Raw genomic sequence first — 18,583 nt, forward strand, 5'->3', positions numbered from 1 at the left:
CCAGATGGATCGGATATAGTATATACCTCTTGAGGATAGCGCGGATTTGTAATCCGTGCAATTACTTCAACAAATCTAACAATAATTAACAAAAAAAAGAGGGGCCGGCAACCAATAGCCGAACCCCTCTTATGAACTAAAAACTATTACTCTGTTACTGTTTTACAATTTTAAAAGTAGCAGTTCCGCCATTAGCTCCGGTTGCCATAAGCAGGTACGTAGCACTTGGCAGTGATGAGATATTGATCTGAGTTGAAGTCGCATTCACTTTTTGGTAAAGTACTTTCTGACCAAGAAGGTTATAAACAGAAAGCTCTGTTATATTTTCTCTTCCTTCGATATTCATAATATCAGAAGATGGATTTGGATAAATTACAAGGTTCGCAAGAGCGAAATCGTCAGCACCTAATACTATATTTACAGTTATAGCAAGCACTTCACTCTCACAATCACCTACAGTTTGAGTTACCCCATATACAGCACCATCAATTAGTGGTGTAGTTGCAGGAATTTCAATCCATACATCTTCATCTAAGAAGTACCATTGTACTGTAGCACCAGCAATGAACTCAACTTCAAGATCACCGGCAGTCTGGCCGTTTTCATAATCTTGATCTGCAGGTCCTACCGGTGCATCCGGCATAGTAGTAACGACAACATCAACTGTAGCAGCTATACTCTCACACTCACCCATTGTTTGTGTTACAGTATATTGTCCTGACACAAGAACATCATTAGGAGTTACAGGATCTCCTGTTGGAGAATACCAGTTAACAGTATAACCTGCTGTAGCACCAGCCTCAAGATCTGCAACAAAAGCTTCTCCACAGAATGTTTGCTCAGCAGCCGGGAATGGCGTAGGAACATTCGTTAATGCAATCGTAGCTGCTGTTCTCGGACTTTCACAACCATCAACTGTTTGCGATACATAGAAAGTTCCTGCTGAAACCAATCCTACAAGCTGTACAGTACTTGTTTGTGAGCTGTACCAATTAAATGTTGCATCAGGCAGACCCTCTACCGGTAATTCAGCAAAAAGTGAGCTGTTACAGATAGCAAAGTTTTGCGCGGCAGGAGCCGCTATACTATTAAGAGTAACAGTTATTGAAGCTCTGGCACCTTCACAGTTACCTACTGTTTGTGAAACATAATATGTAGTACCCGTAATAACCGGAGTAGACGCATCTAATGACGCTGTAGCTGTAGCACTAGCATACCAGGTTAGAGTTGCTCCTTCTTCCGCTGTAACAGGAACATCTGCAAGTGTAGAACCAAAGCATATCAACTGTGGAGCCGTAACCGGAGCTGCAACAGCATCAAAAACAACTACAGCTACTGCATCTTTACTGCTCTCGCAGCCATTGATGCTTTGTGAAACATAATAAGTACCTGTTGCTAATGCAGTTGTTGCTGTAAGCGCTGTAGTACTGGTTTCAGAAGCATACCATTTTATAGTATTTCCTGCAGCAGGTGTAGCCTGTAAATCTGCAACGGTAGCACCTGCACAAAACTCCTGATCCTCAACTACAGGAGGAGTTACAGTATTAATTGTAACCTGAACTGTAGACTTGGCACTTTCACAAACAGCTATAGTTTGTGTAACATAATAAGTACCCGTTGCTAATACCGTATCCGATGTTAGTGGCGTAGTACTTGTTGATGTCGCATACCATTTATATGTAATTGAAATGTTAGGGTTGGTCGGAAGATTCGCAACCGTAGCACCTGAACATAATTGTTGTGCGGGTATTACCGGAGATACAACAGAAGCAATTGTAACCTGACAAGAAACTTTAATACTTTCACAAACACCAACTGTCTGAGAAACATAATAAGTACCTGTGCCTAGTACTGTAGTTGGAGCTAAAGTTACAGTAGCTGTTTCAGAAGCATACCATTTTATAGTTCCATTAGCCTCGCCAGTTGCAACCAAGTTAGCCACTGTAGCTCCTGAACCTGCACAAAAAGTTTGTGCTGCTACTGTAGGAGGTGCTATAGTAGTTACTGAAATAGCAACAGTAGCTCTTGCACTTTCACATCCTCCCACAGTTTGAGATACATAGTAATTACCTGTAGCAAGAGCTGTAGTAGCCGCTAAAGCAGTACCACCTGTCTCGGCAGTATACCATTTGATATTTACACCTGATGTAGTCGTTAAATTTGCCACAGTAGAACCACCACAAAGTGTTTGTGGAGCTGCTGTAGGCAATGCTGTAGGAGCCAGTGTAACAGTAAATGCTGCAGATCTTGCACTTTCGCAAGTACCTATTGTCTGCGACACATAAAATGTTCCGTTTGAAACTGCTGCAGTTGATGCAATTGCAGTGCCACCTGTCGGCGCTGTATAGAATTTATAAACAGCACCGGAAATACCGCCAACAGTAAGATCTCCCATTGTAGCCTGAGGACAGATATTTTGGTTTGCAGCTGTTGGAGTAGCCGGTGTAGTACACGTTGCATACGCAAGGTTTATGGTAACTTTCCATGTGTTGTTATCGATTTTGCCATAAGTAACATTACATCCTGAACCACCCCACACTCTCCAAACTCTTAACTGGAACGCAACTGTTCCTTCAAGATCATTTGCTATAGATATACCTGTACGGTTGTAAATCGCTGTACCTCCATTACCTGTAGAAGTAGCTATACTGGCCTCTGTAGTATTGTTTGTTGTACACGCTAAGATAGATCGTTGCTCAGACATGAATAGCCCTCCCTGCGATGTATAGTTATAACTGGTTGCTACCGAAGCAATCTTAAATCCTGGAGGGATTGTAGCTGTAAGGTTAGCAGGACATGTTGGAACAGTAGTTAAAGTAGGCGCAGTGTTATATTCACTATTAAGATCACCTGCTGTATACGTTAAAACAATCTGCCCCGGTGTGAAAACAATTTGTTTCCAAAAACCTTTAGTCGCACCACAATTAGATCTTATCCAAAAATAATAAGACGATCCAATAGCAAAACCTGTAAGTGTTTTAGTTGTAACGCCTGCCGCAACACTACCAGTAGGTGTTGTAGATGCAGTTGGCGGAGTAGCAGATGCAGAAGTATAATACTCATAACCGCTTGAAGGCGCCGAAGCAGGAGCCGTCCAGTTTATCACAGCACCATCAGTAGTTGAAGCATAGGTTAAATTTGTAGGAGATGGACAGCTGGTATAAACATCTGCTGAAAAAGCAAAAATATTTACAACCTCACCTCCTGTAGAGGTTTTAGTTACCGTAACACTCTGTACAAGTTTAGACTGATTTGCCGGTGATATTGCAAGCGTAATCTGATACATCCTAGGATTGGTTGTACTAGATTCAAGCCCGTTAGTCTGCCTGTTAATACGTCCAATACCCTGAATTGCTGGAGGCGGATTTGTCGCATCATACCAATCCGGTACTGAAACACTTGTAAAAGTCTGACTGGTAGCGTCGCTAAAATTAACAACAGCTGTTACTGTACCTGATCCACTCCCAGTTACACCCAGCATATAAAGTGTGTTAACTGCCATAGGTGTAGTAAAAGCAATAGTTCCGGATGTAGTTCCTGTAGCAAGCCTAAGGGAATTGTTTCCTGATAAAGGAGCCAACTGATAACTTAACCCCGGTGTTGCTGTTACAATGGAATTAATTAATCCATTAGCAGGCACACCATAAGTTATTGCTGTCGATGATGCAGTAGCCTTAAAATCTGTGGCTACGTAGTTGTAATTTACTCCGTCAATATCAATAGACGTAGAGCTAAGAGCAGATCCTACTCCATTAGCGATAACGTCGGCATTGAGACCGGAGGCAATCGGCATGGTTTGATACTCCTGTGCTGTTGTGGTCCCTACAGCAAAAAGTGTCATCAAACCCAAAATTAAATTAGGTAATTTTCTTGTCATTTAGCTAAATTTAGGTTAATGTAATTTTTAGAAAATTAAGAAATTAATACCTAAAATTTCAACGTTTTACGTTAATTACATTTTTATAACAAAAAAGCCTAAAACAAAACCCTAATAAAACTTTAACAAATATTAAACATTAAAATTTAACACAAAAAAAGCATAAGTAGTTAATAATCTACAGATTAATTCTACGTACATCAATTCAGTGAGACCGGAATTTTGTACGAAATTAACTGCGGTTCTTTTACAATCTTCTTTTCATACCTTGGAGTGATTGAAAAATCCATAAATTTTTCATCTTTATACTTTATATGTTCTATGATAGCAGAGACTTTAATGTTTACATCTATAGGCTGTACATAGTTGTCGTTTATCAGCACCAAAGAAAATGCACCCTGAAGCATTCCTCCATCCACAAAGCGTTTATAAGCTGCTATCCCTTTACCCTCATCGATTGATTTATAGGACTTATCCTGAAATAAAAGTTTATTATTAGATTCATTCAACAAAACATAACCAACATCTTCTCCGTTGGAAGGCAACGCAAGATTAGTCAGTGCACCGGCAGCGATACCACCTAATGGTGTTGTAAAATAACTGGCCGCTCCCTGAACGGCTCCCACTATCATTTTACGGTTTTGGTTCCAGTATTCATTACTTTCCTTCCCTACTCCTACCCAATAAGCCCAGGCCACAACTTTTTTGGTTTCATCTTTACCAATTACATTTATCGGAAGAGAAAAAGGCACGCTAACCCTTGTTTCTCCCAAAGTAGTTTTAGCCTCCACCCTTTGATTTTTATCCATCACTACTTCCTCATATTTTTTCTCGAAATAGGCTACCTTTCGTGTCTTTTGAACCTTAAGGGTATCATATCCAACAACAACATCTTTTGTAACCGAATTCCAAACCGTATCCTGCTTTGTTATCCATTTTACAGATGTTACGTGATTTTCAGTTTGTTTTGATACCGGTATACGTACAATCTTAACTGTACACAATCTTACATCTTTAGCAGCATTGCTAAACCTGAATTTATACACTGTTTTATTACCAATAATAAATTCCCTGTTCTTTTCTTTCTTCACTTCATGCCCTTTGTACTTGTATGTTTCGGGATATTCAAAAACAGAAACCTCGTCAATAGCGTTTCCGTTAACCTCCTCAACTGTCAGTAACACCTTGTCGCCCGCAGCGAAACTGTAAAAAAGCTCTTCGGATGATGACGGATTGATACGTAACTGCAAATCGGCTACGGTTATTTTTTGCCCAAAACAAAGAGCTGTAAACAACAGCAGGGCCAGAAATTTGTTCATATAGTAAGTAAAAGTGATTTATAGTTTTTTTGCTTCATTCCAAAAAACATCCATCTCGGCAAGCGTCATATTAGCCAATGGCTTACCAAGCTCTGAAGCCTTGCTTTCAAGATACGTGAAACGCTTAATGAATTTTTTATTGGTACGTTCCAGAGCATCTTCAGGATTGACATTAAGAAAACGGGCATAGTTAATCATAGAGAACAATACATCTCCAAATTCAGACTCTATTTTGTCCTGATCTCCGTTTTTAACTTCCTCCTGGAATTCTTCAAGTTCTTCCTGAACCTTATCCCATACCTGATGCGGTTCTTCCCAATCAAAACCAACACCCTTTGCCTTATCCTGAATACGACTGGCCTTAACCAATGCCGGAAGACTCTTTGGCACGCCCTCCAAAACTGATTTTTTACCTTCTTTGAGTTTGAGTTTCTCCCAGTTTTGCTTCACCTGTTCCTCGTCTTCTACCACCACATCACCATAAATATGGGGATGACGGTAAATTAGCTTATCGCAAATTTCATTAGCAACATCAGCAATATCAAAATCGCCGGTTTCACTACCTATCTTTGAGTAGAAAACAATATGGAGCAATATATCGCCCAACTCCTTCTTTATTTCCTGAAGATTGTTATCCAGAATAGCATCACCTAATTCATATGTTTCTTCTATAGTCAGGTGTCGCAGGCTTTGTAATGTCTGCTTTTTATCCCAGGGACATTTCTCACGAAGGTCATCCATGATGTCCAAAAGGCGATTGAAGGCATCAAGCTGTTGTTGGCGTGTATTCATTTGGTTATTTTTTGTGTAAAAATAAAAAATCCTGCCTTCTGTTTTCAAAAGGCAGGATAGTATTATTAAGATAGTAATTAACTATTCTTCAGCTTTAACCTCTTCAGCAGCAGGAGCAGTAGCAGCTACCGGAGCATCTTTAGAAACAAGCCCTTTAGCCTGAAGCATGTTGTACCAGCTAAGTATTTTTTTGATATCAGAAGCATATACTCTGTCTTCATCAAACTCAGGAAGTACTTCTCTAAAGTATGATTCAAGCTTAGCGTTATCTTCTTTATGAGATAATGCAGGTCCGTTATCCTCTTTAGTGGCTATAGCTCTAAATACTTCAGAAAGGCGAATTTCTCCTTCATACGTATAAACAGAAATCTCAGAAAGTAAACTAACATTGCTTCTAAGCCCTACAGTTACTTTTTTACCATCAACAAGTGATTCTGCAACAAAGCCTGTACGTGTCTGTAATTTCAGTTCATATAATCCCGGTTTTCCGGAAATAGATAATATTTTCTCGATGCTCATTATATTATTTTTTTAAAGGAAGGCAAATATCTAATCTTTGGCCAAAAAAACAAAAATTATCTGCCTTTTTTGGCAATAAATTTCATTTTATAGTCAGGCCTTGTTTTCCCTTCCATAATGTTTTGCAATTTCTTTTTAATCAACGTTTTTTTAAGGGTAGATATTTTATCTGTAAATAAAATACCCTCAATATGATCATACTCGTGCTGTATTACCCTGGCAATTAAACCATCATATACATCAGTATGCTTTTTGAAGTCCTCATCATAATATTCAATAGTTATCTTTTCGTGACGGTATACATCCTCGCGTACTTCCGGGATACTAAGACAACCTTCATTAAAGCCCCACTCTTCACCTTCTTCCTTAAGGATAGTTGCATTTATAAAGGTCTTTTTAAAACCCTTAAGCAGTTCCTGTTCTTCTTTAGAAAGATCTTCATCATCACTGAAAGGCTCAGTATCAACTATAAAAAGACGGATAGCAAGCCCTACTTGTGGTGCAGCAAGCCCTACGCCATAAGCATTATACATTGTCTCATACATATCGGCAATGATTTTTTTAAGCTCAGGATGATCCTTGCTTATTTCCTCACCTTTTTTTCTTAGTACAGGATCACCATATCCTACAATAGGTAATATCATAATTAGCTCGCTTTTAAATTTTTGAGACAGGCAAAAAAACACCTGCGTTTTGAGACTGCAAAAGTAATAAATTAAAATGACTTGCCATAAGTCCTTCAAATGCTAAAATTTTGTGAGAATTCACGAGCCAAAACACAGTATGATTGGCGCATTCCTTATCTTTACACTTAAGTTTTACTATATGCTCCAAAGGATACGCAATTTTACCGACAGCCATAATTTCACCAAGGCCATTATTGTTACGATTGCCGCAGCAGTCCCGGTAATTATCCTTTCGCAACTGGGCTTATTCCAGCTTGGATTCGCCATCGCATTAGGAGCCTTCCTTACCTACCCTGCAGATATTCCCAGCAATCTATTACATCGCACAAAAGGGTTGCTTACCGCTTCGTTTATTGTAGCAGGCTGCGTACTGATCGTAAATCTGCTACACCCTTTTAAACTGCTGTTTTATCCATTACTTTTCATACTCGTTTTCTTCCTTTCTATGATATCAGTCTACGGACAACGCGCCACCATGGTATCGTTTTCCGGATTGCTTGCCACGGTTTTAGCCACAGGCCACATTCATACCGGATGGGAAATCCTGCAATATACCGGACTGGTATTGGCAGGAGGGCTTATCTATACTGTTGTTTCGGTTTCATTTAATTACTTAAGCCCATATCGTTATACGGAACTCGAAATTGCCCAGTGCATGAAGCTAACAGCAAAATACATGAAATTGCGCGGTGACCTCTGGAATACCGATGCCAACAGAGCTGCCATTGTAGAAAAGCAACTTAATCTTCAGGTCGAGATCAATCTAAATCACGAAAATCTCCGTGAGATACTAATGCGTAACCGCTATAATAGTGAAAACTCAAACAGGGGGCGCAAAATGCTGCTTGTTTTCATTTCATTGATGGAAATATTAGAGTTGGCACTATCAACATCTTTTGACCATAGCAAGCTACAGGAAAAATTCAGCAATCACCCTAAGGTACTGAGCACATATCAAAACCTTGCTTACAACCTTGCTTCTTCTTTAAAAAAGATTTCAAAAAGCATCGGAGAAAGATCTAAATACATCCCTAAACATAAGCTGGTTGCCGATCTTGAAGCACTCGAACAGGCAATTATAGATTATGAAGCCGAATTAGGAAAAGAAGCTGCTGCCGAAGGTGTATGGATGTTATCAAACATGCTTCATTATGCTGAAAAACAAATAGAGAAAATCAAGATCATAGAGCGCGCCTTTACCGAAAAGATTAAGTTTAAAGAATTAGGCAGCGGAAGAGACAAAGACCTTGAGAAATTCCTGGCACCGGAATACTATCCGCTACATACCCTCAAAGAAAATTTAGGCTTCTCGTCTACCATATTCAGGCATTCCTCACGCCTTACCATGTGCATAGCCATAGGTTGTATACTGTCTTTTATTTTTCCACTTCAAAATGTATACTGGATACTCCTTACCATAGTAGTAATAATGCGCCCGGGATATGGGCTAACCAAACAACGCTCTTACCAAAGGATTGTAGGCACACTTGCAGGTGGATTAATTGCGTTTGCCATACTCAGCTTTATCACCAATTCTATTATTATTGGCACGCTGACAATTGTTTGTATGCTGTTAGGCTATGCTTTTACAGCAACGAACTACCGAATCGGAGCCACATTTGTAACCATTTATGTAGTATTTGTTTACGGAATGCTTACCCCTAATGTAACCGATGTTATCCAGTACCGCATACTTGATACCGCCATTGGTGTTGCCATAACTTTTGCTGCTAATTATTTCCTTTGGCCTTCATGGGAGTTTATGAACATGCCAGTCTTCATAAAAAAATCTATTGAAGCCAACAGAAACTACCTTATTGAGATTTCCAGCTTTTACAATAATAAAGGAAACGTGCCTACCTCCTACAGACTAGCGCGTAAAAGCGCCTTTATTGAGTTGGGTAATCTGATGTCGTCTTACCAGCGCATGACACAAGAACCAAAATCAAAACAAAAACAACAAAGCCAGGTATATAAACTTGCTGTGTTAAATCATACCCTGTTATCGTCATTAGCATCATTAGGCACCTACATACAGTCCCACAAAACCACCAATGCATCCGAAGCTTTTAACGTCGTGGTAAATACAGTCGTAAAAAACCTGGAAAATGCCATAGCGCTTTTAAACATGGATTTACAAGCCGAAGAAGCCCATCAGGCCAACAACGACGATCTGGCAATGCGTTTTACTGAACTTAAGAACATTCGTGCCCGCGAGCTTAAAGAAGTACAAATTACCGACGAAGAAGAATTCAGGCTTAAAATGGAAGAAGCCCACCTTGTAATTGAGCAATTGGTATGGCTTACCGGCTTATCAGAAAAAATACTGAAAGCAGCACGCCAATTACAACTAAAAGCATAAAAAATCCCGTCAATGCTATGACAGGATTTGTGAGTAGTAGTAAGGTATTGAAAAATTTTAGTTGGACTCTTTACTTTAAAAACGCCTCTTTGGGCGTCGTTATTAAGAGATACAATAGTAAACAGAAATCTTAAAACCATTTTACGGAAAACCGTAAAACATCTTCTTTTTAACTAATTTTTAACAAGTGTAGACGTTACTCAGCTTTTTAAAATTTTGCCTCCAATTTTCTCAAATCGTGCAACATCATCATCCGTTAGCTCTTTTTTACGCTCTAAGAAGAATTTAAATTGATCATATTCCTTTTGATCTATATTACCAATCTTAAACTCCTGTTCATTAATTTTTTCACTTCTTTATCCGAATAACTATTATGTATTACAAAAATTAAAGGTGAATATGCTTTTCCATCTTTATACCTCTTTAATCTTTGTGTTGACAGATAACCATACTTTTTAGTCATATCGATAAATTCAACAAGATTCTTCTCATATACTGCTACGTAAAAATCTTTACATTTGATTGGCTTAAATTCTTTAAAATCGAAACCAATAAATTCTCTCAGATCAAGAGTCGAAGGGTTATTTTTCACTATAGCATTCATAAAATAATACGGAAAGGTTTTATCTAGTTCAGTTTGCTTTTCCTTGGTCATAGTCAAACATTTTGTGGCTTCCTGATCAAGATAAAACATAAGTTCAAGCTTATCGAGAATCGCTTCTTTATCAACTTCTACCAAAGAATCCTTTTCAGCCTGCGCAAACCCTGAAAAAGAAACAAGCACAAATAAGATGAATAAAACTTTTTTCATAATAGCTATAGTTTGGATGGCATACAATATTACGTATTTCTCTATAAATAAATGAATTGTGATTTAACTAAAAAAAACCACCCGAACAGTATGGCTTTATTTCATTGTCAATGTAATTAATTATAAACAGCATTTTGTATCACTGCAATCTGGATCCATTTTTTATTATGTTTTTTCATTAAGATTAGCCCTGCTAAATCAGAAGAGCCTCCTCCAATCAATAGTGATGGATAAAACTGAAAAACGGCAAAATCTTTCTGCGTATTTAAAACTGGCCTGGAAAGATTGAAAACATAATTCTTAGCAGAAATATTACTAACAATAAAATCCTTGCCACGGATAGTTTTCTCAGGTAGAATAATAATTTTTTTATTCTTAAAATCACTCAAAGTCCACTTTTCGTTTTCCTTTTTAATCTCTTTTTTTAATAGATCTATTTCATCTTGATTTATAGGCCAATCTATCATTTCAGGAATAACCCATGTTTCCCTATAGTCATTATTTACTAATCTTTCATGGAAGCTTTTCTCATACAATTTAACACTCTCGCTTCTTTGTAAAGGCATCTCTATTACGAAAATGGTATCATAATTCATTTTAGAAAGCTCGACTTCTAAAAAATTATTAATCACATCATATTCTGCTTTTTGAGCAAATGATGTAACGCCACAAAAAATTAAAAACAAGCTGATTATATTTTTCATGAATTGTACAGTAATAGTAAACTGCATCCAAATTTAATTAAAAAAGCCACCCTTTTCAGGATGGCTTTATAATTATATATAACTCAGAATTAAATAGTAACCGTCGCTTCTAATCCAAGCATTTTGTCAGAGTGTTTTCTAACTTCTGCAAGTAATTCAGGGTTGTTATTTAGCGCTTTACCGTATGAAGGTATCATTACCCTAAGCTTTTGCTGCCATGCTTCCGTTTTAATCTGTTCCGGGAAACAACGCTCAATAAGATCCAGCATAATAGAAACCGCTGTACTCGCACCCGGAGATGCTCCTAAAAGCACTCCAAGTGAACCATCGGCACTGTTTATCACTTCTGTACCAAACTCAAGTTTACCGCCCTGCTTTTCATCTTTTTTTATAACCTGCACACGCTGCCCTGCTGTCTCCAGTACCCAGTCTTCTTTTTTAGCGTCCGGAAGATATTCCCTTAGCGCTTCCATCCTGTCATCCTGTGACTGCGTAACCTGTTGGATAAGGTATTTTGTCAGCGACATATTGTGATAACCCGCCGCAAGCATTGGAGCAATATTGTTGGCACGTATTGAAGTTGGAAGATCAAAATATGACCCTTGTTTAAGGAACTTAGTACTGAATCCTGCATAAGGCCCAAACAACAACTCTTTTTTGCCGTTGATCATACGGGTATCAACGTGTGGCACCGACATTGGTGGCGCACCTACAGATGCCTTTCCGTATACTTTGGCATTGTGTTTTTGTATCACCTCTTCGTTAATACATTTTAACCATTGTCCGCTTACAGGGAATCCGCCAAAACCATCACCTTCAGGTATACCGGCTTTTTCAAGCAGATGAAGCGATCCGCCTCCTGCACCTATGAATACAAACTTACCATACACACGTTTTTTCTCACCCGTTGTAAGGTCTTTTATCTTAAGCTTCCATTTCGGGCTTTTTGCCGAACGTCTGATTCCCGAAACATCCTGGTTAAAGAACATATTCACGCCAGGCTGTTTTTCAAGCCATCTGAACATATCACGGGTAAGTTCACCAAAGTTTACATCGGTACCAATTGGCATATTAGTAGCAGCAATAGGCTGGCTATCGTCACGACCTTCCATTACCAATGGCATCCATGACTCTAATGTGTTCCTGTCTTCGGTATATTCCATCCCTTTGAATAAAGGATGTTTAGAAAGCGCTTCAAAACGTTTCTTTAGATAATCTACATTGTCAGCACCCCATACAAAGCTCATATGCGGTATGCTTCTCACAAAATCTTCCGGCTTAGAGATACGCTTTTGCTCAATTAGATAAGCCCAAAACTGCTTAGAAACTTCAAACCATTCCGCAATCTTAATTGCTTTTGAAATCTCTACAGTACCATTGGGCATTTCAGGCGTGTAGTTAAGTTCACAAAAAGCAGAGTGTCCTGTACCTGCATTATTCCATGCATCAGAACTCTCGGCTGCTGCAACATCAAGCCTTTCATAAATGTCAATTTTCACTTCAGGCATCAGCTCCTTTAAGAACATGCCAAGTGTAGCGCTCATGATTCCCGCGCCTATAAGAACCACATCTGGTTCCTGATTTATCGTTGTGGACATTGTGTAAATTTGAATACTGCAAATTTACTTTGAATAACTCAAAATTTTATCCTAAATCCGCAGGAATAGGCACAAATTTTAATTTTTATGAAAACACAAATAAAACTCTTTATTTTTTTCGTGATAAATAATCCTGTAACATAATTGTTGCCGATATCTCATCAATCAAGCCTTTATCCTGACGTTGCTTCTTTTTTAGTCCGCTATCTATCATTGTCTGAAAAGCCATCTTGCTTGTAAAACGTTCATCAACCCTTTCAAGCTGCATATCAGGAAACTTCGAAACGAATTTTGTTATAAAAACCTCAATTAAAGGTGCACTTTGTGATGGAAGTCCGTTCATCTGCTTGGGTTCGCCAATTAACACCTTTTCTACCTTTTCTTTTACAAAATAATCACTCAAAAAATCGATAGCTTTTTCCGAGTCAACAGTAGTCAGCCCGGAAGCAATTATCTGCATCTCGTCTGTCACTGCAATACCTGTTCTTTTAAGTCCGTAATCTATGGCGAGTATTCTTCCCATTTGTTTAGTTTAAAGTTTAAAGTTTAAGGTTATTTCCTCAACACTTTAAATTATTAGCAAATGTAATCTACTCAGCGGCAACTTTAAACTTTAAACCTTAAACTTTTAAACAGCCTATCCGTAATAGTAATGGAAAAGTAACTTTCTTATCGCCATTCTCCCAATATTCTTTCAACTCATCACGTATAATATCTACCGGATTGGTGCCATTCTGTTTTATACAGTGTTGTACCGCCGACCAGGTTTCAAGATATCCTGTAAGCTGTTCAAAAGTCCAGGTAAATTCATTTACAAATGGCTTAACCTCAATTTCTTCAAAAGGAAAAGGAATCGTAGTATAATTTTCATCGAGGTATTTACGCTCAGCATCCCAGTAAGGACCTGTTACATCATAATAAAAATGCTTCAGCAATGTATCAGCCTCACCATTTGCATTGAACAATCCATAACCCAAAACAGCAAAAATTCCATCCGGTTTAAGTATCCTGTACACCTCTTTGTAAAAGGCATCAAAATCAAACCAGTGTATTGCCTGCGCCACAGTGATAAGATCAAACTGGCTATTTACAAAAGATGTCTTCTCTGCCCTCTCCTTTATATAGGTGACATTATCTTTTTGTAAAGCATTGTTTAATTGTTTATCACTAATATCAGTACCATATACCTTTTCAAAGTACTTACCCAACTCAACAGCTACCTGTCCGTTTCCGGTAGCAACATCAAGTGCAAATTGTTTGTTTTTAGCAAAGGAAACAATATAGGCTATCATTTCCGAAGGGTAATACGGCCTATATTTAACATAGCCGTCTGCCTGTGTTGAAAAATTATCTTTCATGAACAAAATTTGTGATTTAGTAAAGATAATTCATTATGTTTGAAAAAGCATTGAAAGTGGCTTATGCCATCTTAAAAAACCGACTTATATTTGCCCAAACGACTATTTGAAATGCAAAATTTACAAAACCTTGTAGAACAGGCCTGGGAAAACAGAGACCTGTTAAAAGAAGAGGCAACAACAAATGCCATCCGTGAAGTTATTGAACTATTAGATTCAGGTAAGCTACGTGTAGCAGAACCTATCGAAGGCGGCTGGCAAGTTAACGAATGGGTGAAGAAAGCGGTAGTAATGTATTTTCCAATTCAAAAAATGGAAACCCTGGAAGCGGGTATTTTTGAATATCACGACAAAATGTTACTTAAACGCAATTATGCCGAAAAAGGCATACGCGTAGTACCTAATGCCGTGGCACGTTATGGTGCTTATATCTCATCGGGCGTTATTCTTATGCCAAGCTACGTAAACATAGGTGCTTATGTAGACGAAGGCACTATGGTTGACACTTGGGCAACTGTAGGAAGCTGCGCACAAATCGGTAAAAATGTTCACCTTAGCGGTGGTGTAGGTATCGGTGGTGTACTGGAACCTTTACAAGCTGCACCGGTTATCATCGAAGACGGAGCTTTCATCGGTTCAAGATGTATCGTTGTGGAAGGTGTTCGTGTTGAGACTGAAGCGGTACTTGGTGCTAATGTTTGCCTTACTGCATCTACTAAGATCATCGATGTTACCGGAGATGAACCGGTAGAAATGAAAGGTGTAGTTCCGGCACGTAGCGTAGTTATACCGGGCAGTTATACCAAAAAATTTGCTGCAGGCGAATACCAGGTTCCATGCGCACTTATTATTGGTAAACGCAAGCCTTCAACAGACCTTAAAACTTCATTAAACAATGCCTTGCGCGAATATGACGTAGCAGTTTAACAGTTTTTTGATGGGCGAAAAGATTAGAATATCTGCATTAGCGATTGTTTTAAATGAAGAACACAACATCAGGCAATATCTTGACAATATGTCTTTTGCCGATGAGATTATTGTGGTCGACTCATTCAGTTCCGATAATACTCCAAAGATTATTCAGGAGGAATATCCGCACGTAAAGTTTTACCAGCGTGCGTTTGATGATTTCTCTTCTCAGCGAAATTATACACTCGAATTAGCAACAAATGATTGGGTAGTATTTTTTGATGCTGATGAGAGGGTTACACAAAGAGGTATTGACGAAATCATCGCTACTGTAAACGGCAATCCTGAAGAAGTTGCCTTTTGGTTTAAGCGTATCTTTTATTACAAAGGTCGCCCAATGGTAAATAACAGCTTCAATAAAGACAGGGCAATCCGTCTTTTTAGGAAGTCGAAATGTAAATATTCTGAAAAACTTGTTCACGAAACATTATCTATAAAAGGTAAAAGCGGTCATTTAACAGAATCTATCCATCATTACTCATTTAAGAGTAAGGAAGACTTTTTAGAAAAAAGGCTGCAATACTCTAAACTTAAGGCAAAAGAGCTTTACCAAAAGGGAGTAAAAACTAACTTATACCACCTTTCGGTAAGGCCTGCCTTTCGATTCTTTAAATACTATATTTTAGGTCTTGGTTTCCTTAACGGAAGCCGTGGTCTTGAAATTGCCGGAATTCTTGGCTATCACGTATATATGAGATATGTATACCTGAGAGAAATGGCCAACCATAAAGAAGACCCTAAAATCCTTGTTATTCAGCAAAAGATGATAGGTGACGTACTGGCAAGCAGTATCATTTGTGCAAATTTAAAAGCACTTTACCCTCAGTCAACACTGGATTACCTTATCTATCCGTTTACCAAGCCTGTGGTAGAAAACAATCCTACCATAGACAACCTTGTTCTTTTTGACCAAAAGTACAGAGACAGCAAATGGAAATTCATAAACTTCGTATTCGACATACGTAAAAGAAATTATGACATTGTTGTAGACGCTTATGGCATACTTGGAAGTAATATTATCGTTGGATTCTCAAAAGCTAAAACCAGGATCGGTTTTTACAAATCCTATTCAAGCTTCGTATACACCCATACTGTTGAAGAACTTAAAACACCTTTAACCAATGCCGGTTTAGCTCTTGACAATCGCATGCAGCTAGTGAGGGTGTTAGAACCGGTATTACCATTAGTAAACAGGCCTGAAATTCATCTTACACAAGAGGAAATAAGTTACGGAAGGGCTTTTTTAGACAGTAAAGGCATTCCTGCAGGAAGAAAAGTATACATGATAAGCGTATTAGGGAGTCTGAATATCAAGACCTATCCTGCTGCTTACATGGCACAACTGCTTGATTTAATTACCCAAAACAGTGAAGCTGTCCTTATTTTTAATTACATCCCATCTCAGCAAAAAGAAGCTGAAGAACTTTATAATCTTTGCAGCGATGCTACCAAAGAAAGGATTAGAATGGATATCAGTCCGGGAACTATCCGTGAATTCCTTTCGGTATTATACCATTGTAATGCGTTGATAGGTAATGAAGGCGGTGCAGTAAACATGGCTAAAGCCCTTTATATACCAACCTTTACAATATTCTCTACATGGATTAAAAAAGAAGCCTGGAACTCATTTGAAGACGGCACCAATACAATATCAGTTCACTTAAAAGACTTTAAACCTGAACTGTATGGAGATACTTCACCAAAAGAAATGAAACCAAAAGCAATGGAGCTATATAATGCTTTTACACCTGACCTTATAATTCCTGCACTCAAAAAGTATATAGAAATTAATTAGAAAAACTATAGCATAAATTAAGTTGCCACAAACCAGATTAATTAACACAAGTAGAATTGTGGATTAATTTAGTTTGTGGCAATAAATTTTATCTAATCCTAATATTTCTTTATTCGTTAGAATCGATACCTACAGGTGTTTTAATCACTTTGTTATCGCGGGTATTTTTACGAATAGCATAGTTTTTCTTCCATGTCTCTTCATTCACATAACCCCTTTTATGATCAAGATGAACACAAACAGCATTGTATCGTATTTGTTTTGATTTAAGCCCTTTATTAAAGAGCCTTTCGCCAAGTTCGCGATCCTGTCCACCATATTGCATTTCCTGGTTAAAACCGTTAATAAAAACCAGATCGGTTTTCCAGCCTGAAGCATTATGCCCGTTCCATGTAGCCTTAGTAGGAGTTACAAAGTTCAGGAAAGATGCTATAAAACCTTTAGCCGAAAGCTTAAGCTTATTTTTATCAGGCAGCCCCATTCCCGTAAGCCATTTTACATCAAAACATCTTTGAGAAACGATATCATCTTTAGTAATAGCTATTGAAATATCCATAGGAAGTTTAAAATAACCACCTGACAAGAAATAACCCGGCTCACGGAATTTGATATGTGTAGCTACAAAATCTTGACGGGGAATACAGTCGCCATCAGTAAAAATAAGATAGTCGCTGCTAGAGGCCATAATCGCCTTATTAAGTATCTGTGATTTTTGAAAACCATTATCTTCCTGCCACACATGTACTAACGGCATATCAATCTCCTGACGAAGCCTGTCTAAAAGTTCTTTGGTTTTAGGCCTCGAACCATCATCGGCAATAATAATCTCAAAATCTTTTTCGGTTTGTACACTAAAGCCCCATATTACTTTTTCAAGCCATTCCTCGGCATTATAGGTACTCATTATAACAGATGCTTTCATTTTTTTTACGTTGCTTAGATACTTCGGTGCCGAGTTACTTAGATTTCACCTCAATAAACCGGTAACTAAGAAACTTGCGAAGCACAAAGATATTATTTTTTTTTCAGGCCAAGTTTTTGCTTAAGGGCGCGTTTTCTGTGGAATCGGTTGGCAAAATACTGCGTATGTTTTACCATTAACTGTAACACCTCTTCATACGGCCTACCATAAAGTTTGGCATATTCATCGCTCATTACTTCAACAAGGGCAATCTCAGGTGTTAACTTCGCCATATTGATAATCCTTTGTTCAAAAGACATCGAATTATGAAACTCCATCCTGTTCAGGTCTACCAAAAAGAACTCATAAGTTCCCTCTGCTGTTTTTTTAATCAGCGTATTGCCCGGAGTGTGATCCAGAAACTCCACCCCTTTTTCATGAAGCTCAAAAGAGAAACGCGTAAACTGCCTTAATATAGTATTGTGATCAGGATAATCAGGTATTTCAATCAGCTGTCTGAACGTAAGATCTGCTTCAAGCTGCTCACTCATATAATAACTATCCTGCAATGAAAATGCTGCAAGATTTTCAAAGTAAGCAATGGGTTGAGGAGTTCCTATCCCTTTTTCAAGCAATATATTGGCAAACTCATACGAGCGGCGTGCCTTTGACTTTCTGAAAAAACGATAAACAAACTTGTTGATAAAATTTGGAATTTTGAATGACTTTACATTAACGGTGCGATTCCCAAGCTCAAACAGTTTTATCTTATTCCTTTTTCCATCTACAAAAAGCTGTCCTGTAGCATCAAAATGTTCAATAATATTTGTTATTTCCTGAGTCTGCGAAAGAAATTCCGGATGTATGACTTTGTTCATTCAGCAATTGCAAT

General features: G+C 38.2%; 15 protein-coding genes. 3 read left to right on the forward strand and 12 right to left on the reverse strand.

The window, feature by feature from the left end:
• Window positions 1-154 precede the first annotated feature (154 nt).
• The 5 genes from ACFSR3_RS05105 to def all read right to left on the reverse strand — a co-directional run bounded on the left by ACFSR3_RS05105 (window position 155) and on the right by def (window position 7,151).
• Window positions 155-3,877, reverse strand: a complete 3,723-nt coding sequence (locus ACFSR3_RS05105; RefSeq protein WP_379820010.1) for an Ig-like domain-containing protein — start codon at window positions 3,875-3,877, stop codon at window positions 155-157.
• A gap of 200 nt (window positions 3,878-4,077) precedes the next feature.
• Entirely contained in the window at window positions 4,078-5,196 is a 1,119-nt protein-coding gene (locus tag ACFSR3_RS05110) for a hypothetical protein (protein WP_379820011.1), read from the reverse strand.
• Window positions 5,197-5,214: 18 nt separating this feature from the next.
• Entirely contained in the window at window positions 5,215-5,988 is a 774-nt protein-coding gene (gene mazG, locus ACFSR3_RS05115; protein ID WP_379820012.1) for a nucleoside triphosphate pyrophosphohydrolase, read from the reverse strand.
• A gap of 81 nt (window positions 5,989-6,069) precedes the next feature.
• On the reverse strand, window positions 6,070-6,507 hold the full coding sequence (locus ACFSR3_RS05120) for a DUF5606 family protein (RefSeq protein WP_114759122.1): 438 nt from the start codon (window positions 6,505-6,507) through the stop codon (window positions 6,070-6,072).
• 56 nt (window positions 6,508-6,563) lie between these two features.
• Entirely contained in the window at window positions 6,564-7,151 is a 588-nt protein-coding gene (gene def, locus ACFSR3_RS05125; RefSeq protein WP_379820013.1) for a peptide deformylase, read from the reverse strand.
• A 139-nt stretch (window positions 7,152-7,290) separates the two neighbouring features.
• On the opposite strand from def, the gene ACFSR3_RS05130 reads away from it, so the two are divergent.
• Window positions 7,291-9,555 (forward strand): FUSC family protein, encoded by a 2,265-nt coding sequence (locus tag ACFSR3_RS05130; RefSeq protein ID WP_379820014.1) that lies wholly within the window; start codon window positions 7,291-7,293, stop codon window positions 9,553-9,555.
• A gap of 310 nt (window positions 9,556-9,865) precedes the next feature.
• Here the strand turns inward: ACFSR3_RS05130 and ACFSR3_RS05135 are convergent, their stop codons facing one another.
• The 5 genes from ACFSR3_RS05135 to ACFSR3_RS05155 form a co-directional block, all read right to left on the reverse strand.
• On the reverse strand, window positions 9,866-10,366 hold the full coding sequence (locus tag ACFSR3_RS05135) for a hypothetical protein (RefSeq protein WP_379820015.1): 501 nt from the start codon (window positions 10,364-10,366) through the stop codon (window positions 9,866-9,868).
• 116 nt (window positions 10,367-10,482) lie between these two features.
• Window positions 10,483-11,070 carry a hypothetical protein gene (locus tag ACFSR3_RS05140; protein ID WP_379820016.1) on the reverse strand — a complete coding sequence of 196 codons (588 nt, stop codon included), beginning with the start codon at window positions 11,068-11,070 and terminating at the stop codon, window positions 10,483-10,485.
• 89 nt (window positions 11,071-11,159) lie between these two features.
• Window positions 11,160-12,668: a malate:quinone oxidoreductase gene (locus ACFSR3_RS05145; protein WP_379820017.1), complete on the reverse strand. Its 1,509-nt coding sequence runs from the start codon at window positions 12,666-12,668 to the stop codon at window positions 11,160-11,162.
• A gap of 109 nt (window positions 12,669-12,777) precedes the next feature.
• Complete coding sequence (gene ruvX, locus ACFSR3_RS05150) at window positions 12,778-13,191, reverse strand: Holliday junction resolvase RuvX (protein WP_379820018.1); 414 nt, start codon at window positions 13,189-13,191, stop codon at window positions 12,778-12,780.
• A gap of 97 nt (window positions 13,192-13,288) precedes the next feature.
• A complete protein-coding gene (locus ACFSR3_RS05155) occupies window positions 13,289-14,026 on the reverse strand; it encodes a class I SAM-dependent methyltransferase (protein WP_379820019.1) in 738 nt (245 codons plus the stop codon).
• 111 nt (window positions 14,027-14,137) lie between these two features.
• Here ACFSR3_RS05155 and ACFSR3_RS05160 point away from each other — a divergent pair, with 111 nt between their 5' ends.
• The gene (locus tag ACFSR3_RS05160; RefSeq protein ID WP_114759110.1) at window positions 14,138-14,953 is read left to right on the forward strand and encodes a 2,3,4,5-tetrahydropyridine-2,6-dicarboxylate N-succinyltransferase; all 816 of its coding nucleotides are present in this window, start codon (window positions 14,138-14,140) and stop codon (window positions 14,951-14,953) included.
• 10 nt (window positions 14,954-14,963) lie between these two features.
• Window positions 14,964-16,790: a glycosyltransferase gene (locus ACFSR3_RS05165; RefSeq protein ID WP_379820020.1), complete on the forward strand. Its 1,827-nt coding sequence runs from the start codon at window positions 14,964-14,966 to the stop codon at window positions 16,788-16,790.
• A gap of 109 nt (window positions 16,791-16,899) precedes the next feature.
• On the opposite strand, the gene ACFSR3_RS05170 is transcribed toward ACFSR3_RS05165, so the two are convergent.
• Window positions 16,900-17,712 (reverse strand): glycosyltransferase family 2 protein, encoded by an 813-nt coding sequence (locus tag ACFSR3_RS05170; RefSeq protein WP_379820021.1) that lies wholly within the window; start codon window positions 17,710-17,712, stop codon window positions 16,900-16,902.
• A 92-nt stretch (window positions 17,713-17,804) separates the two neighbouring features.
• Entirely contained in the window at window positions 17,805-18,569 is a 765-nt protein-coding gene (locus ACFSR3_RS05175) for a Kdo domain containing protein (protein ID WP_379820022.1), read from the reverse strand.
• Window positions 18,570-18,583 lie beyond the last annotated feature (14 nt).

This window comes from Flavobacterium suzhouense (genome assembly GCF_042684765.1).
GTDB lineage: Bacteria > Bacteroidota > Bacteroidia > Flavobacteriales > Flavobacteriaceae > Flavobacterium > Flavobacterium suzhouense.

What these genes read in the sequence shown, in the direction of transcription:
- ACFSR3_RS05130 (WP_379820014.1), top strand. Translation starts at nt 7,291, where the DNA reads ATGATTGGCGCATTCCTTATCTTTACACTTAAGTTTTACTATATGCTC.
- ACFSR3_RS05170 (WP_379820021.1), bottom strand. Translation starts at nt 17,712, where the DNA reads ATGAAAGCATCTGTTATAATGAGTACCTATAATGCCGAGGAATGGCTT.
- ACFSR3_RS05120 (WP_114759122.1), bottom strand. Translation starts at nt 6,507, where the DNA reads ATGAGCATCGAGAAAATATTATCTATTTCCGGAAAACCGGGATTATAT.
- ACFSR3_RS05160 (WP_114759110.1), top strand. Translation starts at nt 14,138, where the DNA reads ATGCAAAATTTACAAAACCTTGTAGAACAGGCCTGGGAAAACAGAGAC.
- ACFSR3_RS05135 (WP_379820015.1), bottom strand. Translation starts at nt 10,366, where the DNA reads ATGAAAAAAGTTTTATTCATCTTATTTGTGCTTGTTTCTTTTTCAGGG.
- ACFSR3_RS05105 (WP_379820010.1), bottom strand. Translation starts at nt 3,877, where the DNA reads ATGACAAGAAAATTACCTAATTTAATTTTGGGTTTGATGACACTTTTT.
- def (WP_379820013.1), bottom strand. Translation starts at nt 7,151, where the DNA reads ATGATATTACCTATTGTAGGATATGGTGATCCTGTACTAAGAAAAAAA.
- ACFSR3_RS05165 (WP_379820020.1), top strand. Translation starts at nt 14,964, where the DNA reads ATGGGCGAAAAGATTAGAATATCTGCATTAGCGATTGTTTTAAATGAA.
- mazG (WP_379820012.1), bottom strand. Translation starts at nt 5,988, where the DNA reads ATGAATACACGCCAACAACAGCTTGATGCCTTCAATCGCCTTTTGGAC.
- ACFSR3_RS05155 (WP_379820019.1), bottom strand. Translation starts at nt 14,026, where the DNA reads ATGAAAGATAATTTTTCAACACAGGCAGACGGCTATGTTAAATATAGG.
- ACFSR3_RS05145 (WP_379820017.1), bottom strand. Translation starts at nt 12,668, where the DNA reads ATGTCCACAACGATAAATCAGGAACCAGATGTGGTTCTTATAGGCGCG.
- ruvX (WP_379820018.1), bottom strand. Translation starts at nt 13,191, where the DNA reads ATGGGAAGAATACTCGCCATAGATTACGGACTTAAAAGAACAGGTATT.
- ACFSR3_RS05140 (WP_379820016.1), bottom strand. Translation starts at nt 11,070, where the DNA reads ATGAAAAATATAATCAGCTTGTTTTTAATTTTTTGTGGCGTTACATCA.
- ACFSR3_RS05110 (WP_379820011.1), bottom strand. Translation starts at nt 5,196, where the DNA reads ATGAACAAATTTCTGGCCCTGCTGTTGTTTACAGCTCTTTGTTTTGGG.
- ACFSR3_RS05175 (WP_379820022.1), bottom strand. Translation starts at nt 18,569, where the DNA reads ATGAACAAAGTCATACATCCGGAATTTCTTTCGCAGACTCAGGAAATA.